This window comes from Promicromonospora sp. CA-289599 (assembly GCF_050936155.1).
In the GTDB taxonomy this organism is placed as follows: Bacteria; Actinomycetota; Actinomycetes; order Actinomycetales; family Cellulomonadaceae; genus Promicromonospora.
Map to the genome: position 1 here is coordinate 2,751,503 of NZ_JBNJNI010000001.1, position 21,788 is coordinate 2,773,290.

A 21,788-nucleotide genomic window follows, 5' to 3' on the forward strand; every position below is an offset into this window, starting at 1 on the left:
GCGCGGCGCCCGGCGCTACGCTCGGCCGCATGGCGCGCGACCCGGACGAGGGTGATGCGTTCGTCTTCGAGCTGGTCGACGACGACGCGGCCGCTGGTGACGTGCCGACGGGTCCTACCGGGCCCGGCCCGGCACCCGATGCGGAGCTCGCGGCGGCCGACCCTGCGGCGTCGGGCAGCCCGGGACGCAGGCGGCGCGCCGCCGCGCAGGCCGCGGCAGTCCTGGCGATAGTGCTCGGGACCGGGCTCGCCGTCGACGGCATCCGCGACCACGCGCGGATCGAGCGGATGCGCGACATCCCCGGGGGCGTCGCCGACGTCTCGGCGCCGCTGGAGGAGACCTGGGTGTGGGCAGGCGCGGTGGGTTCCGGCGAGAGCAGCATCGCCGACGTCGTGGTGCTCGGCGGAGTGCTGGCCTTTCGCTCCGACGACGGGCTGGTCGCGCTGGACCCGGCCACGGGCCAGGAAGCCTGGGCCGTGCGGCTCCGTGAGAACGCTGACTGCGGTCCGACGGTCTCGCCGGCCCGGACCGATCCCACGTCGGAGGCGTTGGTGTGCCTGCAGCGGGCCGGGAACGGCACAGAGCGTGAGGTGGTCGCCGTGGGGCCGGACGGCGCGGCGTCGGCCCCGCGCGTCCTGGACGCCGCCGACACGCGCTCGTACGGACTGCCGCACGTGGGGCCGGACGGCACGGTGCTGCGTGCGACGCGGGTCGGACCGCTCTCGGCGACAGACCTCGGCGACGCCGGGTGCACGGCCGCCGGCGAATGCAGCGGAACCGTGGAGGCGGGCCGTGACCTGCTGCTCCGTGCCGAGGACGCGGCGACCGGCGCCGCGCGCTGGGCGGTGACGGTCCCCTTCCGTGCGGCGGACGCCGCGCAGTGCGCGCGCATGTTCGGCGGGTCCTGGGGCGGCTCGGACACCCAGATGGTGCTCAACGGGCAGCTCACTCCTGACACCTTCGGCGCCCGGGTCACCCCGCGCCTCGTCGACCTGAACGGGTGCGGCATCGAGGCCTCCGTCACGACGGACGGCGTGGTGCTCGGTACGGAGATCGAACCGGGCAGGGGCGGCGTCATCAGGCTGGGTGCCACCAGGTATGCGGGGGTGACCTTCGAGGGCGTGGCCCGCGCCCGCCTGTACGCGGCCGACGGCGACGTCGTCGGCGAGATCGTCGGCTACCCGCTCAGCCCGGCGGCCACCGACGAGGTAGGGCCGACGACGCTGCTCGCGGTCGACGAGCCCGCGCGGCGGCTGCGCGCCTACGAACCGGACGGCACACCACGCTGGGACATCGTCCTGCAGTCGGGTGGCCAGGAGTTCCTCGCCCAGGTGGGGGACACGGCGGTCATCACGTCCGGGGCGGGGACCGTGCGCGGGCTGGATCTCGCCACGGGCGCGGAGAGGTGGGTCTGGGAAGGCTCGGCCCCGGTGTCGGCGGACGGCGGCGGCTACTTCGGGAACGCCCACGTGGTGCAGACATTCACCGACGGCGAGTCGGTGCTCCTGCTGACCGAGCGCGAGGCGGGTGGGGGGACGCAGGGCCTGGTGGCGCTCGACGCGGCCTCCGGTGCGGTGCTCTGGGACCGGGCGGGCGGCGGGCCGATCGCCCCGTTCGGCCTGACGGACGGCGACACCGACGAGCAGGGCGTGGTCGGTGACCTGATAGCGGTGGACGGCAACCTGCTGGAGGTCACCCCACGCGGTGTGCGTGGCCTTGGTTGAGACTTGGGTGAGACCGACCCGACCGGCATACGCTCGACCGCATGGCACGTGATCCGGAGCCGGGTGGTGCGTTCGTCTTCGACCTGGTCGACGACGGTGCGGCCGACCCCGTGGACCCTCTCGCACCGTCTGCTGCGGCCACCGGGGACGAGCCGGACGGGGAACAGCCGGAACGGGGCGACACGGCCGGTGAGCTCCCGGTCGGGTCGGACCGGAGTCTCCGCGGCGTCGCGCCGGTCGCCGCGGTCCTGGCGATAGTCCTCGGCACGGGCCTCGGGGTGGACGGCATACGGGACGCCGCGCGGTCGGAGCAGATGCGTGCGGTCCACGGAGGTGTGGTCGACGTGTCCGCGCCGCTCACCGAGACATGGGCATGGGAGGGCGCCGTCGGCTCCCCGACGGCGGTCGAGGAGGGGCTGGGGGCCGAGGTGGTGGTCCTCGGCGACGTGCTCGCGTTCGAGTCCGGCGCCGAGCTGGTCGCGCTCGACGCAGCGACGGGTGCCGAGGCCTGGGCGGTCCCGCTCGGTGCCGACCCCGACTGCGGGCCGACCGGCTCGACGGGCTGGGGACAGGTCACGACGTCGGTAGTGGTGTGCCTGGCCGGCCCGGATGCGGACCGGGCGGTGACAGTTGTCGGGCCGGACGGCGTGGTCTCGGCGCCACGCGCCCTCGCCGTCGCGGACACCCGCCGGTTCGGAGAGCCTCGGCCGGGGCCGGACGGCACGGTGGTGCGCGCCGAGCGGACGGGCCGGGTGCCGACGTCCGGCCTCGGCGACGGCGAGTGCACCGAGCTGGGGGAGTGCAGTGGGACGGTGCGGGCAGGTCAGGACCTGACGGTCCGGGCCGAGGACGCCGTCACCGGTGAGGAGCGCTGGCGCGTGACGATCCCGTTCCGACCCACGCCTGCTGACCAGTGCGCGAACTGGTACGGCACCTCGTGGGACGGGTCGGGCACCGCCGTGGACCTGGACAGCATGCTCGATCCCGGCGGCTTCGGCGCCCGGATCACCGACAGGCTGGTGCAGCTGTACGGGTGCGGGGTCGAGGCCGTCATCACCTCGGACGGCGTGCCGCTCGGTACGGAGATCGAGCCCGGCACCGGCGGCGTGGAGAGCTTCCGCAACGGCGGGTACACCAGCTACACCTACAGCCAGGACGTGCGGACCGTCCTCTACGACTCCGCCGGCACCACCGTCGGCGAGATCGACGGGTACGCCGTGGAGCCGAGTGCCGTGGACGGGTCGGGGCCCGACACGCTCCTCGGCGTCAGGGAGCCGGGAGCCCGGGTCACTGCCTACGAGTCGGACGGCACCCCGCGCTGGGACGCCGACGTGACCACCGATGCCCAGAACTTTCTCGCGCAGGTCGCCGGGACAGCGGTGATCCTGACCGGCAGCGGGATGGTGCGCGGGCTGGACCTCGCGTCCGGCGAGGAAGGGTGGGTGTGGAACGGCACGGACGCCGACGAGTTCGGGGCGGATCTCTACGTCTCCCGTAGCTTCACCGACGGGCAGTTCGTGCTGCTGGTCGTCGAGAACGGGTACGGCGGCGCGGGGATGGTGTCGCTCGACGTGGTCTCCGGCGAGGTGGTCTGGGAGCAGCACGGCGAGGAGTCCGTCCTCGACGGAGCCGGCCAGATCGGCGGCAGCGGGCTGCTGGCGATCGACGGCAACCTCCTGGAGGTCATGCCGGACGGCGTCCGGGGGCTGGGCTGAGCAGCGGGCGGCGACACTTCGAGTGATTCGGCGGGCTGCTCCGCATACGCTCGGTCGCATGGGACGCGATCCGGCAGGTGGTCACGCGTTCGTCTTCGACCTCATCGACGACGACACGGGTGGCGACGGCATGCCCGACGGCCTGGCGCGTTCCGATCTGCCGCGTTCCGAGGGCCCGGCGGACGGCGGCCCTGACGACGCCTCGGAGCTGCGCGACGGCGCGAGCGTCGACCCGGTGCCGACGGTCGCGCCCCGGTGGCTGCGCCCGCTGGCGCCGGTCGCCGCGGTGCTCGCGGTAGTCCTGGGGACGGGTTTTGCCCTGGACGGCGTACGCACCGCCGAGCAGCTGGACCGGATCCGCGAGGTGCGCGGTGGTGTGGCAGACCTGTCGGACCCCCTCGCCGAGCGGTGGGCGTGGGACGGTGCCGTCGGCACCGGCGGGTTCGAGGCGTACGGGGGCAGCCAGGTGGCCATGCTCAGCGACCTGCTGGTGTTCGTGTCGCACGACGAGCTGCTCGCGCTGGAGCCGGCGTCCGGCGCCGAGGCGTGGTCGATCCCGCTCGGCGACCGCCCGGACTGCGGGCCCACAGGGCACCCGGGCGGCGCGGACCTCACCACCGCGTCGGTGGTGTGCCTCCAGGGCGCGCCCGAGGAACGTGAGGTCATGGTGGTCGAGCCGGACGGTACGGCGTCCGAGCCGCGCATCCTCGATCCCGCGGACACGCGCCGGTACGGAGCCGCCAGGCCCGGGCCGGACGGCACGGTGCTGCGGGCGCAACGGGTCGGTGAGACCTCGGCGGTAGACCTGGGTGACGCCGTGTGCTCGCCGACCGGCGACTGCACGGGGACGGTCGAGTCCGGCCGGGACGTCGTGCTCCGCGCCGAGGACGCCGTCACCGGTGCGGAGCGCTGGAGCGTCACCGCGCCGTTCGAGGTGACTCCCGCCGCGGACTGCAACGCGTGGCAGAGCGGCGGCCCATGGGGCGAGGTCTCCGACCCCGTGAGCGACGACCCGCTGCAGCCCGACGCGTTCGGTGCGCACATCAGTGGCGATCTCGTGGCCCTGCACGGCTGCGGCGCCAACGCCTCCGTCACGTCGGACGGAGAGCTGCTCCCGGGGGCGGCACCCCGAGCCGGCGTCGTCGCTCTCGGCACGGGTGGCTACCTCGCGTCGGGCATCGACTCGAGGACGGACACCGTCGTCTACTCGGCCGACGGAGAGGTTCTCGAGACGGTCGCCGGCTATGCGGTCGAGGCGGCAGTGGTCGACGGAGCGGGCCTGCTGCTCAGCTGGGACAAGGACACGCCCGGCGTGCACGCCTACGAACCGGACGGGACACCCCGCTGGGACGCCCGGGAATCAGACACCTTCCAGTTCGCTGCCGAGGTGGGCGAGACGGCGGTCGTCCTGGCCTCGGGCCCAGAGGTACGCGGGCTCGATGTCGTGACCGGGGACCGGCGGTGGGTCCTGGACATCGCGAACGGCGCTGACGGCGAGTCCGCCGACGTCCGGTTCCTGTTCCAGGCCTTTACCGACGGCCGTCATGCGCTCCTGCTCCTGCACGACGAGACAGGCAGGTTGGATCTCGTGTCGCTCGACACGGTCTCGGGCGAGCTCGCCTGGGACGTGCCCATCGCGGACGTTCTTCTCGGCCGGGCCCAGGACGCGTCCCTGGTCGCGGTCGGCGGCCGGCTGCTCGCGGTGACGCAGGGCGGAGTCCGGGGGCTGGGCTGACGGCGTCGGCCGACGCCGTGTCGGTGAGCCGTCCTATGGTGGGGCCATGGTGAAGATCGGCGCGCACGTGGACCTGACCGACGCGATCGGTGCGGCGAAGACGCTCGGCGCGGACACGGTGCAGGTGTTCCTCAGCGACCCGCAGGCGTGGAAGGTCCCGGACCTCCCGTACGAGGGCGGTGCGGAGGCGCTCCGGGCCGACGCCGCCGCGGTCGGCGTGGACCTGTACGTGCACGCGCCGTACGTGATCAACGTGGCGTCCACGAACAACCGGATCCGGATCCCGAGCCGCAAGCTGCTGCAGCAGATCATGAACGGCGCCTCCGCGATCGGCGCCAAGGGTGTCGTCGTGCACGGCGGGCACGTCACCGCGAACGACGAGCCGGCCAAGGGCTTCGACAACTGGCGCAAGGCGATCGACGCCCTGGAGACCGACGTCCCGGTGCTCATCGAGAACACGGCGGGCGGCGACCACTCGATGGCGCGCCGGTTGGAACGGATCGAGGAGCTGTGGGCGGCCGTGACCACGGCGAACGGCGGCGACAACGTCGGGTTCACCCTCGACACCTGCCACGCCTGGGCCGGTGGATTCGACCTCGCGACGGCCGTCGACCAGATCCGCGCGATCACCGGCCGCATCGACCTGGTGCACGCCAACGACTCGCGCGACGCCGCAGGGTCCGGTGCGGACCGGCACATCAACTTCGGCAAGGGGCTGATCCCCGAGGAGCTCCTGGTCGGGGTGGTCGCGGCGGCGGGAGCCCCCGTGATCTGCGAGACCAAGGGCGACATGGCACCCGACATCGCCTGGCTGCGCGAGCGCCTGGGCTGATTTCCACTGTCGCTCAGCGGGTCTGGCCTCTGGCCGAGTGCAGACTTTGTCACGCTCGCATCGGCGACTGCAGACCTGGTCTCTGACCAGGGCCCGCCAGCCGCAGCCAACTCTGCACTCCCCGGCGACGAGGGCGACGAAGTCTGCACTTGCCAGTTCTGGCGAGCCGACGCCGACCGGGGCCGGGCGCATCGTCCGGTCCTCCTGGTGCTCCGTCCGCGCGCCGTCGGATGCCTGGCAAGATCGGACGCATGGCAACGACGCAGCGAGTAGTGGTCACCGGAGCGAGCGGGAAGCTCGGCCAGTTCGTGGTGGAGCACCTGGTGGACTCGGGCTACCACGTGGTCTCGACCGACCGCGAGGCGCCTCCGCCGGGCAGTCCTGGCGACTTCACCGTCGCGGACCTGACGGACCTCGGCCAGGTGATCGAGCTCCTGTCCGGCGTGGACGAGGGTCGGGCTGCTGATGCCGTCGTGCACCTGTCCGCGATCCCCGCGCCCGGCCTGGCGACGAATGCCGCGACGTTCCGCAACAACGTGCCCAGCACCTACAACGTGCTGCGCGCCGCCCAGGTCGTCGGCATCCGGAACGTGGTGACGGCGTCGTCCGAGACCGTGCTCGGTCTCCCGTTCGACGTGCCGCCGCCGTACCTCCCGGTGGACGAGGAGTACGACGTCCTGCCGCAGTCCACGTACTCGCTCGGCAAGTCGCTCGAGGAGGAGATGGCCAAGCACTTCACGCGCTGGGACCCGGAGCTGAAGGTCGTCGCGCTCAGGTTCTCCAACGTGATGCGCCCCGAGGACTACGCCCGCTTCCCGTCCTGGCAGGACGATGCGCAGGCCCGGCGCTGGAACCTGTGGGGCTACATCGACGGCCGCGACGGGGCACAGGCGGTGCGCCGCGCGCTCGAGGCGGAGTTCACGGGTTTCGAGGCGTTCGTCATCGCCAACGAGGACACCGTGATGCGGCGCAGCTCGGCCGACCTGGCGGCGGAGGTCTTCCCCGACGTGCCCGTCAGGCGTCCGCTGGTAGGCCGGGAAACCCTCCTGAGCATCGACAAGGCCCGCCGCCTCCTGAACTACGCCCCGACCCACCACTGGCAGGACCACGCCTAGCCCGCTGAGTGCTGGGTATTTGTTGCTCTCAGGCCTCTTTTCGCACAGATACCCAGCACTCAGCGGTCGGGGAGGGTGATCTGGTCGCGGGTGCGGATCTCCGACCAGGCGCGGGCGCGCGGCAGGCGGTGGATGGTGATGTCCGTCGGGCGGGTGCCCGACGGCGTCCGGGGCGGCTCCGCCAGCACGTCCGCCGCAGGCAGTGGGCCCAGGCCCAGCCGGGTGAGCGCCGCGACGTCGGCCACCGGCACCTGGTAGGTCCGGAACGGGCCCAGCGGCGGGATGTCGTCCCGCGCCAGGGCCTGTGCGGTGATGGCGTGGAGCTGGGCGTCGTCGAGCTGCGGCGTCTGGTCCAGCACGAACCCGGTGGCCCGCAGCACGTCGCCCGGCCCCACCCACGCCACCACCTTCCAGAACAGGCGCGGGATGCGGACGCCGCGATAGAGCGGGTCGTCGGCGGCGAAGACCGGCCCGGTCTGCACCGCCAGGCGGTGGTCATGGGCCGCGGCGTACGCGAGCACGTGGTCCTCGAGCCCGTTCCACAGCTCCTTCGACTGGTTGAACCTGTTCACCTGCGGCGCGGCGTTCGTGTAGGTGAACGTGTCGTGGTTGGCCCGGGCGGCGGTCTCGGCGTCACCCCACACGGGGTCGAGACGGCGGACCAGGTGGCCGCGGTCGAGCGGGTTGCCCGAGTACAGCTCGCTGCCCGACTGTTCCCCGGAAGCCACCCGGTGGTCGAGCCGCCACCGGCCGCTGCGGCGCAGGGCCAGCAGCGTCGCGCCGTCGACCATGCAGGCGGTGGCCGCGGCAAGCCGGCGCCGCGGATCGAGGAGCACCGAGAAGTGGGTGTAGTGAAGGACACGTACCTTGGCGGACGAGACCGGAAGCGGGACGGTGAAACCGAGGAACTCTGCGTCATAGCCGGTCACAGACAGACAGCCAACCAGAGTCCGGCAGGTCATGACCAGACCAACAATCGGACACGATGAACGGGCAATGGCAATCTGGTCCTAGGCTCTCACCCGTGAGTGAATCAACTCAGACCGTTCGCGGCAACGCCCGGCACGAGGTACCCGACCCGCTGCGCGAGGATGTACGTCTCCTCGGCGGACTTCTCGGCAGGATCCTCCGCGAGGACGGGGGTCAGGATCTGCTGGACGACGTCGAACGTCTCCGCGAGCTGACCATCCGCGCCTACGGCGACCCGTCGCCGCACGCGCTGGACGAGGCGGCGGACCTGGTCGCGTCGTTCTCGGTCGAGCGCGCCGAACAGGTGGCTCGCGCGTTCACCTGCTACTTCCACCTCGCGAACCTCGCCGAGGAGTACCACCGCGTCCGCGTGCTGCGCTCCCGCGAGGCCGAGACGACCACGGGTCCGGCGGTCCTCGAGGACACCATCCCCGCGGCGTTCGCCAGGCTCACCGAGGAGGTCGGTCGGGACGAGGCGCTGCGCAGGCTCGGCGAGCTCGAGTTCCGGCCGGTGCTGACGGCGCACCCGACCGAGGCGCGCCGTCGGGCGATCAGCGGCACCATCCGCCGCCTCGCGGACCTCCTGGCAGAGCGGGACACCCGCCGCCCCGGCGGCGTGACGCTCGCTGAGAACGAGCGGCGCATGCTCGGCGAGATCGACACCATGTGGCGCACCGCACCCGTGCGGACCAGCAAGCCCTCCGTGATCGACGAGGTCAAGACCGTGATGGGCGTGTTCGACGCCGTCCTCGCGGACGTCTTCGGCGACGTGTACCGGCGGCTCGACGACTGGCTCCTGGCCGACGAGGCCGGTCGCGCCACCCCTGTCGCGAAGCCGTTCGTGAAGCTCGGGACCTGGATCGGCGGCGACCGCGACGGCAACCCCAACGTCACCGCGGAGATCACCCGGCAGGCCGCGGCCCTCGCCGCGGACCACGCGCTGGCGGCGCTGGAGCGGCTGGCCGTGGAGACCGGACGCAAGCTGACGCTCGACGCCGAGGGCACCACCCCCTCGTCGGACCTCAACGCGCTCTGGCAGCGGATCCGCCAGATGTCCGAGGACGTCGCCCGGCGGGCCCAGGAAGCGTCGCCGAACGAGCCCCACCGTGCGGTGATGCTGGCGCTCGCGGAGCGGATCTCCGCGACCCGGACCCGCAACGCCGACCTCGCGTACGCGAACGCGGAGCAGTTCGAGGCGGACCTGATGGTCGTGCAGGACTCGCTGGTGGCGGCCGGCGCGGCCCGCGCCGCGTACGGGGACCTGCAGCGCCTGGTCTGGCAGGTGCAGACCTTCGGGTTCCACCTGGCGGAGCTCGAGGTGCGGCAGCACTCGCAGGTGCACGCAGCGGCGCTCGCCGAGATCCGTGAGCTGGGGATCAACGGTGCACTGAACGACAAGACCCGCGAGGTGCTCGACACCTATCGCGCGCTCGGTGCCATCCAGCGCCGGTTCGGCGAGCGTGCCGCGCGTCGCTACATCGTGTCGTTCACGCAGGCGCCGGAGCACCTCGCCGCCGTCTACGAGCTGGCCGCGTACGCCTTCGCGGACGACCCCGAGGCCGGGCCCGTGATCGACGCGATCCCGTTGTTCGAGACCTTCGCGGACCTGCAGAACTCGGTGCCCATCCTGGACTCGATGCTGACGCTGCCCGCGGTGCAGAAGCGGCTGACCGAGAACGGCCGGCGCGTCGAGGTCATGCTCGGCTATTCGGACTCGTCCAAGGACGTCGGTCCCGTGGCGGCGACGCTTGCGCTGCACGACGCCCAGTCGCGGATCGCCGAGTGGGCCCGCAACAACGACCTCAAGCTCACGCTGTTCCACGGCCGGGGTGGCGCGCTCGGCCGCGGTGGCGGTCCCGCCAACCGGGCGGTGCTGGCCCAGCCGCCGCACTCGGTGGACGGCCGGTTCAAGCTGACCGAGCAGGGCGAGGTCATCCTCGCCCGGTACGGCGACCCCGTCATCGCGTCCCGGCACATCGAGCAGGTGGCGGCGGCGACGCTGCTGGCGTCCGCACCGTCGGTAGAGGTCATCAACGAGAGCGCCGCCGCGAAGTTCGCCCCGCTCGCCAAGGCGCTCGACGCGACCTCCCGCGAGCGGTTCCACGAGCTCGTGAAGGCCGACGGGTTCCCGAAGTGGTTCGCGCAGGTCACGCCGCTCGAGGAGGTGGGGCTGCTGCCGATCGGTTCGCGTCCCGCCAAGCGCGGCCTCTCCGTCAACTCGCTCGACGACCTGCGTGCGATCCCCTGGGTCTTCTCCTGGTCGCAGGCCCGCATCAACCTGGCCGGCTGGTACGGCCTGGGTACCGCGCTCGCCGCGGTCGGCGACGTCGAGCTGCTGAAGGCCGCGCGTGCCGAGTGGCCGCTGTTCGCGACCATGCTCGACAACGTCGAGATGTCGCTCGCCAAGACCGACGAGCGGATCGCCGCGCAGTATCTCGCGCTGGGTTCGCGCGACGACCTCGCCGCGATGGTGCTCGACGAGCTCCGCCTCACACGCGAGTGGGTGCTGAAGATCAGCGGCAACGAGTGGCCGCTGGCCTCCAAGCGGGTGCTCGGCCGTGCCGTGCAGCTGCGGTCGCCGTACGTCGACGCCCTCTCGTTGCTGCAGGTCCGCGCGCTGCGTGGCCTGCGTACCGGGTCCGACGGCGGTTCCGCGGTCGACGGCGACTACGCCGGCCGGCTGCAGCACCTGCTGCTGCTCACCGTGAACGGTGTCTCCGCCGGCCTGCAGAACACGGGGTGAGCTGACCGACGTCGAGGTGGCAGGAGCCGGTGGACCGATGGGAGAGATGATGAGTGCGGTACTGGTCGGGACGTCCCACGGGACCGACGATCCTGCGGGACAGGCGGCGGTACGCGCCCTGCTCGACGGCGTCCGAGCGGCGCGGCCCGAGCTCGACGTGCGCGAGGCGTTCGTGGACGTGCAGCAGCCGGAGGTCGACGACGTGCTGGCGGGCGCTGTGCGGGACGCGGGCTCCGCCGTGGTCGTGCCGTTGCTGCTGTCCACGGGGTATCACGTGCGGCACGACATCGCGCAGGCCGTCGCGGCTGTCAACGCCTCCGGTGCGGCGTCCCCCGACGGCGGTGCCGCCGCCGTCGCCGCCGAGCCGCTCGGGCCGCATCCGCTGCTCGTCGACATCCTCGCCGACCGGTACGCCGCCGCCGAGGCGGCGCACGGCTCCTTCCGGCCGGGCGACGCGGTGGTGCTCGCGGCCGCCGGATCCTCGGTGGCCGCGGCCGCCACTGCCGTCGAGGAGGTCACGAGCGCGTTGGCCCAGCGACTCGGGCGGCCCGTCACGCCGTCGTACGGAGCGGGGGCGGAGCCACGCGTGCCCGCCGCGGTCGCCGCTGCCCGGGCCGCGGCGGCCGCGACGCCTGGGGCCTCCGGGACCTCCGGCGCCGCAGGTACGCCTGCCCCGCGGGTGATCGTCGTGTCCTACCTGCTCGCGCCCGGGTACTTCCTGGACCGCGTGCTGGAGGCGGGCGCCGATGTCGTGACCGACCCGGTCGCCGGTCCGGCCCGAGCCGAGAAGGCTGACCCCCGCCTGGTCCAGGTGGTGCTGGACCGCTACGACGCCGCCGTCAGCTCCTGACCCAGCTGTCAGACGTACAGATCACCTGAGTGACCTGTACGTCTGACACGGTAGGGGGCTCACGCCCAGCCGAACGCCGTCCGCACCCGCCCCACGCTGGACTGCAGACCCCACGTGGCGGTCAGCGCCGCCAGCGCGTCGGGGTCGGCGGGCGCCTTGGGCACCGCCGGATCGAAATCGGGCAGCGGCGCGTCCCGTGCGACCTGGACGACGACGGGCGCGACCTGGAGGTAGGCGTCGGCCTCCTGCAGGCGGCGGCGCTGCGTGGTGGTCAGGCCCTTGTCGCCGGCGTCACGGGCCGCGATGATCCCGGCCAGGTCGCCGTACTGGGCGAGCAGCTTGGCCGCCGTCTTCTCGCCGACCCCCGGCACACCGGGCAGGCCGTCGCTCGGGTCGCCCCGGAGCGTCGCCATGTCCGCATAGGCCTGCCCGGACGCGACGCCGTACCGCTCGGCCAGCCGTTTCTCGTTCACCACGTCTGGGTCACGGATGCCGCGCGCCGGGTACAGCACGCGCACCCCCGCGGCATCGTCGACCAGCTGGAACAGATCGCGGTCGCCGGTGACGATGTCGACGGGGCCGGTGTTCTGCTCGACGGCGCGAGTGGTCAGGGTGCCGATGACGTCGTCGGCCTCGTAGCCGGGCACACCGACGCGCGCGATGCCGAGCGCGGCGAGCACCTCCACGATGATCGGGACCTGGGCGAGCAGTATCTCGGGCACCTCCTCGACGCCGGTGGTGCCGGGCACCTCCTGCGCCACGCGGTGCGCCTTGTAGCTCGGGATGGCCTCCACGCGGAACGCGGGGCGCCAGTCGTCGTCCCAGCACGCGACCATGCGTTCGGGGCCGTGCGTCGTGGCGAGCCACGCGATCGTGTCCAGCAGGCCGCGGACGGCGTTCACGGGCGCGCCGCTCGGTGCCCGCAGCGAGTCGGGGACGCCGAAGAATGCGCGGAAGTACAGCGAGGCGGTGTCGAGGAGCATCAGGCTCATGCAGCGAAGCCTGCCACGGCACACCGACACACGTACGTTGAGCGCGCTGTGGGCCCCGTAGGGCGCAGTACGGGAACAATTTGGGTGAAATAGCGGCCGAAGGGTGGTTCCGGCCCGGTGTGGCCGTAGTGTCTTAACATGGCAAGCAAAGAACAGCAAGTGACCGAGGTCATCGAGGGCCTCGGCCTTGGTATGGCAGCTATCGGCGAGACGCGAGTCACCTCCGTGAAGGCGGACCTCGAGCGTGCGCTGAACCACGCGTGGTCGAGCTGGGCACACAGCAGCGACTACCCGTTGATCGAGCGAGTGCAGAAGCCGGAGAACGAGCTCCGGGCCGGGATCAGCGGTTCGAACCGGCGGACGAACGCCGCGGTCGTCTGGCGAGAGCGTGACGGCTCGTTCGTCGTCGACATCGCGCTGGTGAACCGGACACCTGAGGAAGCGGCGCGCTTCGTCGGCGACCGACCGCTCATGGAGTGGACGTTGCTGGCCGGGCTCTTCCTCGGCGCGCTGAACCCCGACGAGGTGCCGGTGTAGGCCTCCCCACGGGCGCACCGCCGACGACGATCTGAGCGGCGTCGCGGGTCCGGGTCAGCCGTACGGTCCGCTCACCACCGTACCCAGCCACATGCCCAGCGCGGCCGCCGTGACGGTGACCGTCAGCGTGCCCAGCGAGTTCGCCAGCGCGAGCTGCACCCGGCCGGACCGGGCCAGTCGCACGGACTCCACAGTGCTTGTGGAAAACGTCGTGTACCCGCCGCACAGGCCGGTGACGAGGCCGAGCTGCACCAGGTGAGCGGTGCTGCCGGGCACCCCGAGATCGACAAGCGTGAAGAACACCATCGCGAACAGACCGATGAGGAACGAGCCGGTCACGTTCACGACGAACGTCCCCCACGGGAACCCGCCGCTGTGGCGGGCGCGGATCTCGCCGTCGATCATGAACCGGGCGGCGGCGCCCAAGCCCCCGCCGACGGCCACCACGAGCAGCACGAGCATCTATGTCACCTGCGCTCTCGTCGTCGGTCGGCGCGTGCGGCCAGCGCGATCCCGCCGAGGCAGGCAGCGGTCCCGCCCGCGAGAGTGAGCACCACGTAGAGCAGCGCGAGCCAGCCGAGCCCGTCGCCGAGCAGCTGCTGCGTCTGCAGCGCCAGCGCCGAGTACGTCGTGAACCCGCCCAGCACGCCGGTGCCGATCCCGATGCGCATCTTGCGGCGTCGCACGGTCTCGCGGCCACGGCGGGCGAGGGCCTCCAGGAGGTATCCCAGGGCGAGTGCGCCGAGCACGTTGACCACGAGCGTCCCGATCGGGAAGAAGAGGATCGTCTCGGCCGCACTCGGGAAGAGGATGGTCAGTGGCGTCAGGAGGATCCCCGACCAGAAGGTCAGCAGGTGCCGGGCAACCGAGCCCGCGGCTCCGCCGAGCGCGACGAGACCGACGTACCGCCAGTCGCGGTGCGGCGCTCGGGTCACCCGGTGTGCTCCTTCGTGAGTGCTCGACAGGTCGTGGAAGAACCTATCGCTCACGAGGTCGGCGCCGCCCCCGGAAGAACCACCACTGGTCGCGGCTGGTTGTGGATCAGCCGGCCGGCGACCGTCCCGCCCACGATGTTGGTGGTCCAACCGCGCAGGCCGGAGCGCCGAGCACCGACGACGATCATCGCGGCCTCCACCTGGTCGGCGACCCGCCCCAGCTCAGCGGCAGGATCGCCGGCGCCGCGCAGGGCGCTCCACGGCAGGCCGACGTCGGCCATCGCCCTGTTCAGGCCCGCCAGGACGTCGGCCCCGTACGCGTCCGAGGACACGGCGATGTCCGGATCCACCGAGACGGTGAATCCCCGGGAGTCCGAGACGGCTGTCTCGTCGACCCACACGCACACGAGCTCGATCAGGCTTCCACCCAGGGACTGGACGAGCGACGCTGCCCGCCGAGCCAGGTCCGGATTCTTGTGGTCAACACCGACCACCACGGATCGCACAGTCACCCTCGTGAGGGTATGGCCAAATGCCTATTCGAGGTGGCTCGGCAGGCCGAATCGGGAGAACCACTTCTCCGTGTCGAGAAAAGTGGTGATGCCGGTGATGTGCGAGCCGTCGTTCTCCAGCACCACGATGCCCCACGGGAAGTAGCCGCCCTTCGGATCCTGCCGGTACTGGGCGAACCCCGGGGTGCCGTTGACGTGGATCGGGACGCAGCGGGAGCCCTCGCACCCGCTGCCCGGGCCGAGCATCCACGCCTGGATGTTCTCGATGCCCTCCAGCCACATCGCGTACGGCGGCATGTTCATGACCGCGTCCTCGCGCAGCAGGTTGGCCAGCGCCTGCATGTCGTACCGCTCGAACGCCGCCACGTACCGCTCCAGCAGCTCGGACTCGCCCGCCGACGGCGGTGCGGAAGCCTCCGAGGTACCCGACCTGTCCGGTGCCTTGTCGGCGAGCGTCGCACGCGCCCGTTGCAGCGCGCTGTTCACGGACGCCACCGACGTGTCGAGCAGGGTGGCGACCTCGGTCGCCGGCCAGCGCAGCACCTCGCGCAGGATGAGTACCGCGCGCTGCTTGGCCGGCAGGTGCTGCAGCGCGGCGACGAACGCCAGGCGCACCGACTCACGCGCGACGGCCGTGTCCGCGGGGTCACCCGCGCCGGGGAGCACGTGCTCCGTCGGGACGGGTTCGACCCATGCGTACTCGGGCAGTACGTTCGCGAGGCTCTCCTCGACCGGGTCGGCCGCAGCACCGAGGCCCATGGGTCGCTCGCGCTTGGCCCGGCTCGAACCCAGCTGGTCGAAGCAGACGTTCGTGGCGATCCGGTACAACCAGGTGCGCAGCGAGGACCGCCCCTCGAACCGCTCGTAGGACCGCCACGCGCGCAGGAGGGTCTCCTGCACCGCGTCGTCGGCGTCGAACGCGCCGCCCAGCAGCCGATAGCAGTACCCGGTGAGCTCGCGGCGGTAGACCTCCAGCTGTGCGGAGAGCTCGTCCGCAGCCAGGTCCTCACCGGTGCTTTGCCTAGGATGTGACGCTGTCTGTGCCATGGATCACACGGTACGCGGCACCACTGACACGCTCCCGTGGATTCGATCCTGGCCGAAGCCGCCGGCCCAAGTTCACCCCCGGCGTCAGCGCAGGTCGAGCTCGAACCAGACGGTCTTGCCGGTCCGCCGGCTCTCCCGCCGGCCGGCCCGATGCTGCCTGTCGGCCGGCTCACCGTGCCGGTCCACGCCCCAGCGGGACGCGAGCCGCTCCAGGAACTGCACGCCGCGGCCGCCGAACTCGGTGACGGTCGGGTCGCGCAGCTCGGGCTGCGCGGTCGACGAGTCCCGCACCCCGACCCGCAGGCGCTCCATGTCCACCTCCACGGTGGCGGTGAACGGCGCCTGCCCGTGGTCGACGGCGTTGGTCAGCACCTCGGACGTCAGCAGCATCACCGTCCTGCGCAGCGCCATCGGTACGGCGCAGCTCTCCAGCACGTCGTCGACCCAGATGCGGGCCGGGCCGACGTCGCTCAGCGAGGGGGCGAGCTTGCGCTCCGCGGTGGCGGGCCGCCCCAGCGACGGCGGGCCGGACGGGGCCGCCGCCCGCACACGGACCGCGAGCACCGCGACGTCGTCCCGCTGGTCGTCCGAGGCGAGGCGGCGCACGAGGGTCACGGGGAGCGCGGCGGTGGCCGTGTCGCCCAGCACACCGAGCGTCTTCTGCAGGCGGTTCAGCCACTGGTCCGGCGTGGTGCCGCGCTGCTCGGCGAGGCCGTCCGTGTAGAGCAGGAGCGTGTCGCCGGGGTGCAGCGTCGTGACGTGGTCGGTGCGTTTCGCCGTCGGCCGTACGCCGAGCATCATGTCCGGCAGCACCGCGAGGCGCTCCACCGTCCCGTCCGCCCTGAGCACGAGGGGCGGCGGGTGGCCGGCGGTCGACCACGTGAGCTGATAGGCCGCGCCGGCCCGCTCCAGGCGGGCGACCACCGCGGTCCCGCTGGCGAGCAGCCCGAGGCCGGAGTTGGCCTTGTCGAGCAGGGACAGCAGGGCCGACGGCGACTCGTCGTGGCTCCACGCGAACGCGCGCAGCAGGGACCTGAGCTGACCCATCTTCGCCGCGGCGCGCATGTCGTGGCCGGTCACGTCGCCGATCATGAACATGGTCGCGTCGTCGTCCACCGCTACGGCGTCGTACCAGTCGCCGCCTATCTGGTCGGAACGGGTGGCGGGGGAGTAGGTGGCCGCCATGTCGAGGTGCGGCACCTCGGGCAGCCGGCTGAGCATCGCCCGCTGCAGTGTCTTCGCGGACTCGCGGCGTTCCTCCAGGAGCCGTGCGCGCTCGAGGGCGTGACCCGTGTAGTGCGCGAGACCGGTCTGGAGGGCGTACGAGTCCTTGTCCGGCCCGCGGTCGCGGTCCCACGCCAGCCCGATGACGGCGACGACGGCACCGGCCGTCACCACCGGGAGGAAAGCCCGGGCGCCGATGTCCGGGTCGCAGAGGTCCTTGAGGTCCGGGAAGGCCGAGAAGAGATCGTCGCCCGACCGGAAGAACAGCGGACGGCCCGTGCGGGCGGCCTCGGCCAGCGGTCGCTGGTCGTCCAGCTTCGCCTGCCGCAGCCGCTGCGGGAACTGCGGCTCGGCGTGGACGAGCGAGCGATAGGTGATCCCCCGCCCGTCGGCGTCCATCAGGGCGAACGCGCAGTACCGCGCGCCGATACCGGCGGTACTGACCTCGACGATCACCTCTTCGACCTGGTCCATGGTGTTGGCGTTCGCGAACGCCTCGCTCAGCGAGAGCAGGAACCGGCTGCGGCGGTTGGCGCGGACCGCCGTCTGCTGGATCCGGCGGGCGCGCTCCCGCTCGGCCCGCAGCCGCAGCTCGGCGGTGCAGGCCGCGGCGAGATCGGCGAGGGAGGCGCGGTCGTCCTCCGACCACTCGCGCGGCTCGTCCACCACCGCGCACAGGGCACCGACGGCGCGGCCCCGCAGGTCGAACACGGGGTAGCCGGCGACGGCGACCAGGCCCATCTCGCGGACGAGGTAGTTGTCGCGCAGGAGCGGGTCGAGGCGGGCGTCCGACGAGACGACCGGCTCGCCGCGCGTGGCGATCACGTTCGTGAGCGTCCCGGGGTACTGCAGCATGCGGTTCGACTGCATGGGTTCCGGCATCCCTGAGGAACCCGCCAGTACCTGCCCCTGGGGAACCACGAAGTACACGACGGCGGCCGGCACCTTCAGGTGGCGGCGGACCAGGCGAGCAAATCGGTCAAAGGCCTCATCAGCAGTGGGAGCACCGAGACCGACGTGCTCAAGGTCTCGCAACGCCTGGAGGTCCGTCGGCATCTGCTCAGTATTGCGAGAGAAGGGCGCGTGCGCGACAGATGTACCGGATGTGTCCCTTTTGCGCCGGGCAGGTAGCCTGCCGCTTTCGGGTCATACTTCGAGCAGGCCGCGCTGGTGCGCGAGGCTCACCGCTTCCGCCCGTCCCGAGGCGCCGAGCTTGGCGAGCAGGTTGGACACGTGCACGCTCACCGTCTTGGTGGAGATGAAGAGCCGTTCGCCGATCTGCCGGTTCGAGAGGCCCTGCGCGACGAGGCCGAGCACCTCTTCCTCGCGGTCCGTCAGGGTCGACGCGGTGGCCCGACGTACCCCCGGCAGGTCGAGCCGCGCCCGCCTGGCCAGTGCGCGGACTGCCTCGGCCAAGGGCTTGGCGCCCATGGCCTCCGCCTCCGAGAGCGCCTCGGCCGCCTCCACCTCGGCGGCCTCTCGTTCGCCGGTCCCCAGCAGTGCCTCGGCCCAGCGGTAGCGCGACCGTGCCACCTCGTAGCGGTAACCGAAGTCGAAGGCGTTCACCGTCTCCTGCCACGCCTCGGCGGCCTCCCGCCACAGCCTGTCCGACGCCGCTCCGTCGCTCTCGTCCCCCGCCGGTCCCTGGCCGTGCCCCACCACGGCGTGCAGGCGGGCGTTCTCCGCGGTCGCCCGCTGCAGCCAGGCCCTGCCCTCAGGACCGAGCACACCGCCGCGGGGACGGCCGCGCTGCGCGGTCTCCCGTGCGATGGCGAGGAGCGAGTCACCGCTCTCGATGCGAGCGGCAGCACGGGACTCCACGGCCGTCGCGGCGGCAGATCCCGGAGCGCCGACGCGCCCCGCCGAACGGTCGGCCTCGGCCGCGTCGGCCAGGGCGGCGATCGCCAGCGCGGACAGCCAGATCCGGCCGAGGAACACCTCCGTCCACACCTCGCCGAGGTGGTCGGTGATCCGTACGGCCAGGGCCGCCGCGTCGTCGTACCGGCCTGCCCACGTCAGGGCGTCGACCATGCTGCCACCACCGAGCAGGGCGATCTGGCCGTCGTTCTGCCAGTGGTCCAGCAGGGCCTCGCCGCGCGCGAGCACGTCGTCGTCGCCCCGCGCCACTGCCGCGTACATCCGGCTCGCGTCCATGATGTGCCTGGACGTGGTGGGGACGCCGCCGTCGGCGCGCGCCGTCAGGTCGCCGCGGAAGTAGAGCATGACCTCCTGCAGGATGCGCAGGTTGACGGTGGGCGTGCTCCAGGAGAGGCCGAGCTCCTCGGCCCGGGCGAGCGCGTGCTGCACCCGCTGCTCCGCGGTGTCCAGCTCACCCGCGTAGAAACGGTTGGCCGTGGCGTTGTAGAGGGTGCGCATCTCGGTGAGCACGTCCCCTGCCTCGACGGCCGCCGAGCGCGCCTCGTCGAGGAGCGCCGCCGCCCGGTCGGGATCGGCGACGTCGAGCACGGCGAGCGTGGAGAGTGCGGCGGCGAGCGCGCCGGGCTGGCCCGTGTCGCGCGCCTCCTCGATGGCGCAGGCGGCGTGCACGCGGGCGTCGTCGTCCTGGTCGACGATCATCGCGATCCGAGCGAGCAGGGCGTTGGTCCAGATCCGCTCCGGGCTGCGCTCCGGCAGGATCTTCAGGGCGGCCCGCAGGTCCGCGATCGCCGCTTCGACCTGGCCGGGTGTCTCGTCCCAGGTGGGCAGGTCGAGGTTGCGGTGCACGAGCACGTGCTGGAGGCCGGCCCGCCGCACGGGGTCGTCGACGCCGTCGGCCGCGCGCCTGGTCAGCTTGACCGCGCGCATCGGGTCGCCTGCTCGCGCGGCCGCCTCGCCCGCCGACAGGGCGACGGAGACCCGGTCCTCGCCGATCCGTTCCGCGGCGTCGGGGACCGACTCCCACAGCGCCAGCACCTGCTCCCAGTGCTTCAGCTCTTCCTCCGGTGCGAGCAGCCGGCGGGCGCGCAGGGCGGCGTCCCGCGACGCGCTCAGGGCCGCGGGCAGGTCGTGCCCCTCGAAGGCGTGGTGGGCGCGTTCGGCCGCGCTGCCGATCGGCATGCCGTCCGGCCCGTCCTGCTCGATCACCGCGAGGTAGGCGCGGTGCACCGCCGAGCGTTCGCCCGGGAGCAGGTCGGCGTACAGGGCCTCGGCCAGCAGCGCGTGCCGGAACTCGAGGCACGCGTCGCACACCACGAGGACCTGCTGGGTCACGGCCTCGCGCAGCGCGGCGTCGATGTCCGGCGCGCCCCAGCGCGCGGCGGCGGCCCGGAGCAGATCCTCCCGCACGCGGCGTCCGGCGACCGACGCGATGCGCAGCACCTGCTGCACCTCGGGGTCCAGCCGTTCGAGCCGGGTGCGCAGTACCTCGGTGAGAGTCCAGGGCAGGCTTGCCGAGTCCGGCCCGGCGTCCAGGAGCTCTTCCGCGAAGAAGGCGTTGCCCTCCGACCGCTCCAGCACCTCGGCGAAACCCGCGGGCGCAAGCGGCCGGCCGACCAGGGCAGTGGTGAACTCGCGCAGCTCCTTCTCGTTGAAGGGCTGCAGGTCCATCCGCTCGACGTGCTCCAGCCGGGACAGCTCGGCGAGCAGCGGGCGCAGTGGATGGCGCCTGTCGACGTCGTCGGTCCGGTAGGTCACCACTATCAGCACGTTCTCGGAGCGGGCGCGGGCCGCGAGGAACCGCAGCACGTCGCGCGTCGACGCGTCGGCCCAGTGCGCGTCCTCGATCACCAGCACGAGCGGACGCTCGGGCACGCCGGAGAGGGCGAGGCTGCGCCCGATGCCCTCGAAGAGCTGAAGCCGCTCGTCGTGGTCGGCGTCGCCCGTCCCGCCGGGCTCCAGGAGGCGCCACAACGCCGGCCGCTCGGCCACCAGCTCGGTGACCCGTGCCGCCGCCTCGGGGCCCGCGGCACCGGCCTGCAGCTGGGTCAGCGCCTCGGTGAACGGCAGGTACGGGATGCCCACCTGGCCCAGGTCCACGCAGTGGACCACCACGGCGCTCGCCCCTGCCTGCTCCGCCGCCTGAGCGACGTGGCTGATCAGGCGTGTCTTGCCGACACCGGCGTCACCGCCCGCGAGCACGAAGCCGGGACGGCCCGCCGAGGCGCGCCCCACCGCCAGCAGGAGGGAGGCAACCTGCTCCTGCCGGGAGACCAGGGGGATCGTCGTGGAGCGTCGCACCTGCACATCGTGCCACCGCTCACCGACACTCCCCCCGGTCTCCTGCGTCCCGGCTCCCACCGTGATCACGCGAACAGGCCGTGACGGGCGGTGGTCGCCGCCGGGCGCATGCCCGCGATGCCCTCCCTGATCTGCTCGGCACGGTCGGCCCGCACCCGGCGCTCCGACCGGCGCTCCGACCGGCGCTCAGCCCGGTCGGCGCGGTCCGCGCCGCTCGTCCCCTGGCGGCCCCAGGCCTTCCTGACCTCTGCCTGCCGGTACTCGATCTCCGCCTCGACGGCGGGTCCCCACAGCGACATGATTCCTCCGGATGTCCCCGGCGGGCCGTGTGCCCGTCCGGCTGATGAGGAAGACACTCGTCCTGAGGCCGGACCCCGCGGATCGGACGGTCGGGCAGTCCTGGCGAGCCGGGTACCTCAGCCGGTCGGCTGAGGTGCCTCAGAGATGCCACTGAGGTACCCCTGAGGTGGGACTGAGGTACCTCTGAGGTGCGGCGCGCGAAGCCTTCGGTACCTCGCGGCGGACGAGATTCAGGCTGTTCACAGGGTCGCTATTGCGATCTACGTCACACCAGACGCACACTGGAACAAGCAGCGAACCCAATTCGGGGGTGGAATCGTGACCGGAACCGAAGCTGGAACGTACGACATCTTGCCCATGCTCGGCCGAGGAAAGCACCGCA

The 21,788-nt window shown here is 72.4% G+C and carries 17 protein-coding genes; 8 read left to right on the forward strand and 9 right to left on the reverse strand.

Annotated elements, in window-relative coordinates; all coding sequences use genetic code 11:
* Nucleotides 1–29: 29 nt before the first annotated feature.
* The 5 genes from ACQEVI_RS12240 to ACQEVI_RS12260 all read left to right on the forward strand — a co-directional run bounded on the left by ACQEVI_RS12240 (nucleotide 30) and on the right by ACQEVI_RS12260 (nucleotide 7,121).
* Complete coding sequence (locus tag ACQEVI_RS12240; protein WP_432898828.1) at nucleotides 30–1,724, forward strand: PQQ-binding-like beta-propeller repeat protein; 1,695 nt, start codon at nucleotides 30–32, stop codon at nucleotides 1,722–1,724.
* Between the two features lie 41 nt (nucleotides 1,725–1,765).
* Nucleotides 1,766–3,439, forward strand: coding sequence for a PQQ-binding-like beta-propeller repeat protein (locus ACQEVI_RS12245; RefSeq protein WP_432898831.1), 1,674 nt, complete (start codon nucleotides 1,766–1,768; stop codon nucleotides 3,437–3,439).
* Nucleotides 3,440–3,497: 58 nt separating this feature from the next.
* Entirely contained in the window at nucleotides 3,498–5,174 is a 1,677-nt protein-coding gene (locus ACQEVI_RS12250) for a PQQ-binding-like beta-propeller repeat protein (protein ID WP_432898834.1), read from the forward strand.
* A 46-nt stretch (nucleotides 5,175–5,220) separates the two neighbouring features.
* Nucleotides 5,221–6,006 carry a deoxyribonuclease IV gene (locus ACQEVI_RS12255; RefSeq protein WP_432898836.1) on the forward strand — a complete coding sequence of 262 codons (786 nt, stop codon included), beginning with the start codon at nucleotides 5,221–5,223 and terminating at the stop codon, nucleotides 6,004–6,006.
* Between the two features lie 251 nt (nucleotides 6,007–6,257).
* Nucleotides 6,258–7,121 carry an NAD-dependent epimerase/dehydratase family protein gene (locus ACQEVI_RS12260; protein WP_432898839.1) on the forward strand — a complete coding sequence of 288 codons (864 nt, stop codon included), beginning with the start codon at nucleotides 6,258–6,260 and terminating at the stop codon, nucleotides 7,119–7,121.
* A 59-nt stretch (nucleotides 7,122–7,180) separates the two neighbouring features.
* Here the strand turns inward: ACQEVI_RS12260 and ACQEVI_RS12265 are convergent, their stop codons facing one another.
* A complete protein-coding gene (locus ACQEVI_RS12265) occupies nucleotides 7,181–8,050 on the reverse strand; it encodes a DNA/RNA non-specific endonuclease (protein WP_432898841.1) in 870 nt (289 codons plus the stop codon).
* Nucleotides 8,051–8,106: 56 nt separating this feature from the next.
* Here ACQEVI_RS12265 and ACQEVI_RS12270 point away from each other — a divergent pair, with 56 nt between their 5' ends.
* Nucleotides 8,107–10,833, forward strand: coding sequence for a phosphoenolpyruvate carboxylase (locus ACQEVI_RS12270; RefSeq protein WP_432898844.1), 2,727 nt, complete (start codon nucleotides 8,107–8,109; stop codon nucleotides 10,831–10,833).
* Between the two features lie 49 nt (nucleotides 10,834–10,882).
* Nucleotides 10,883–11,683 (forward strand): sirohydrochlorin chelatase, encoded by an 801-nt coding sequence (locus ACQEVI_RS12275; protein WP_432898847.1) that lies wholly within the window; start codon nucleotides 10,883–10,885, stop codon nucleotides 11,681–11,683.
* A 59-nt stretch (nucleotides 11,684–11,742) separates the two neighbouring features.
* Here ACQEVI_RS12275 and ACQEVI_RS12280 read toward each other — a convergent pair whose 3' ends face one another.
* Nucleotides 11,743–12,675 (reverse strand): 5'-3' exonuclease, encoded by a 933-nt coding sequence (locus ACQEVI_RS12280; protein ID WP_432898849.1) that lies wholly within the window; start codon nucleotides 12,673–12,675, stop codon nucleotides 11,743–11,745.
* A gap of 138 nt (nucleotides 12,676–12,813) precedes the next feature.
* Here ACQEVI_RS12280 and ACQEVI_RS12285 point away from each other — a divergent pair, with 138 nt between their 5' ends.
* The gene (locus ACQEVI_RS12285) at nucleotides 12,814–13,212 is read left to right on the forward strand and encodes a hypothetical protein (protein WP_432898852.1); all 399 of its coding nucleotides are present in this window, start codon (nucleotides 12,814–12,816) and stop codon (nucleotides 13,210–13,212) included.
* Nucleotides 13,213–13,266: 54 nt separating this feature from the next.
* Here the strand turns inward: ACQEVI_RS12285 and crcB are convergent, their stop codons facing one another.
* The 7 genes from crcB to ACQEVI_RS12320 form a co-directional block, all read right to left on the reverse strand.
* The gene (gene crcB / locus ACQEVI_RS12290; protein ID WP_432898855.1) at nucleotides 13,267–13,674 is read right to left on the reverse strand and encodes a fluoride efflux transporter CrcB; all 408 of its coding nucleotides are present in this window, start codon (nucleotides 13,672–13,674) and stop codon (nucleotides 13,267–13,269) included.
* Nucleotides 13,675–13,679: 5 nt separating this feature from the next.
* Nucleotides 13,680–14,147: a fluoride efflux transporter FluC gene (locus tag ACQEVI_RS12295; RefSeq protein WP_432898857.1), complete on the reverse strand. Its 468-nt coding sequence runs from the start codon at nucleotides 14,145–14,147 to the stop codon at nucleotides 13,680–13,682.
* A 50-nt stretch (nucleotides 14,148–14,197) separates the two neighbouring features.
* The gene (locus tag ACQEVI_RS12300) at nucleotides 14,198–14,659 is read right to left on the reverse strand and encodes a universal stress protein (protein WP_357503592.1); all 462 of its coding nucleotides are present in this window, start codon (nucleotides 14,657–14,659) and stop codon (nucleotides 14,198–14,200) included.
* 24 nt (nucleotides 14,660–14,683) lie between these two features.
* Nucleotides 14,684–15,706: a sigma-70 family RNA polymerase sigma factor gene (locus ACQEVI_RS12305; protein ID WP_432898860.1), complete on the reverse strand. Its 1,023-nt coding sequence runs from the start codon at nucleotides 15,704–15,706 to the stop codon at nucleotides 14,684–14,686.
* Between the two features lie 84 nt (nucleotides 15,707–15,790).
* Entirely contained in the window at nucleotides 15,791–17,986 is a 2,196-nt protein-coding gene (locus tag ACQEVI_RS12310; protein ID WP_432898863.1) for a SpoIIE family protein phosphatase, read from the reverse strand.
* A gap of 90 nt (nucleotides 17,987–18,076) precedes the next feature.
* Complete coding sequence (locus tag ACQEVI_RS12315) at nucleotides 18,077–21,106, reverse strand: helix-turn-helix transcriptional regulator (RefSeq protein WP_432898866.1); 3,030 nt, start codon at nucleotides 21,104–21,106, stop codon at nucleotides 18,077–18,079.
* A gap of 65 nt (nucleotides 21,107–21,171) precedes the next feature.
* A complete protein-coding gene (locus ACQEVI_RS12320; RefSeq protein ID WP_432898869.1) occupies nucleotides 21,172–21,405 on the reverse strand; it encodes a hypothetical protein in 234 nt (77 codons plus the stop codon).
* Between the last annotated feature and the right edge of the window lie 383 nt (nucleotides 21,406–21,788).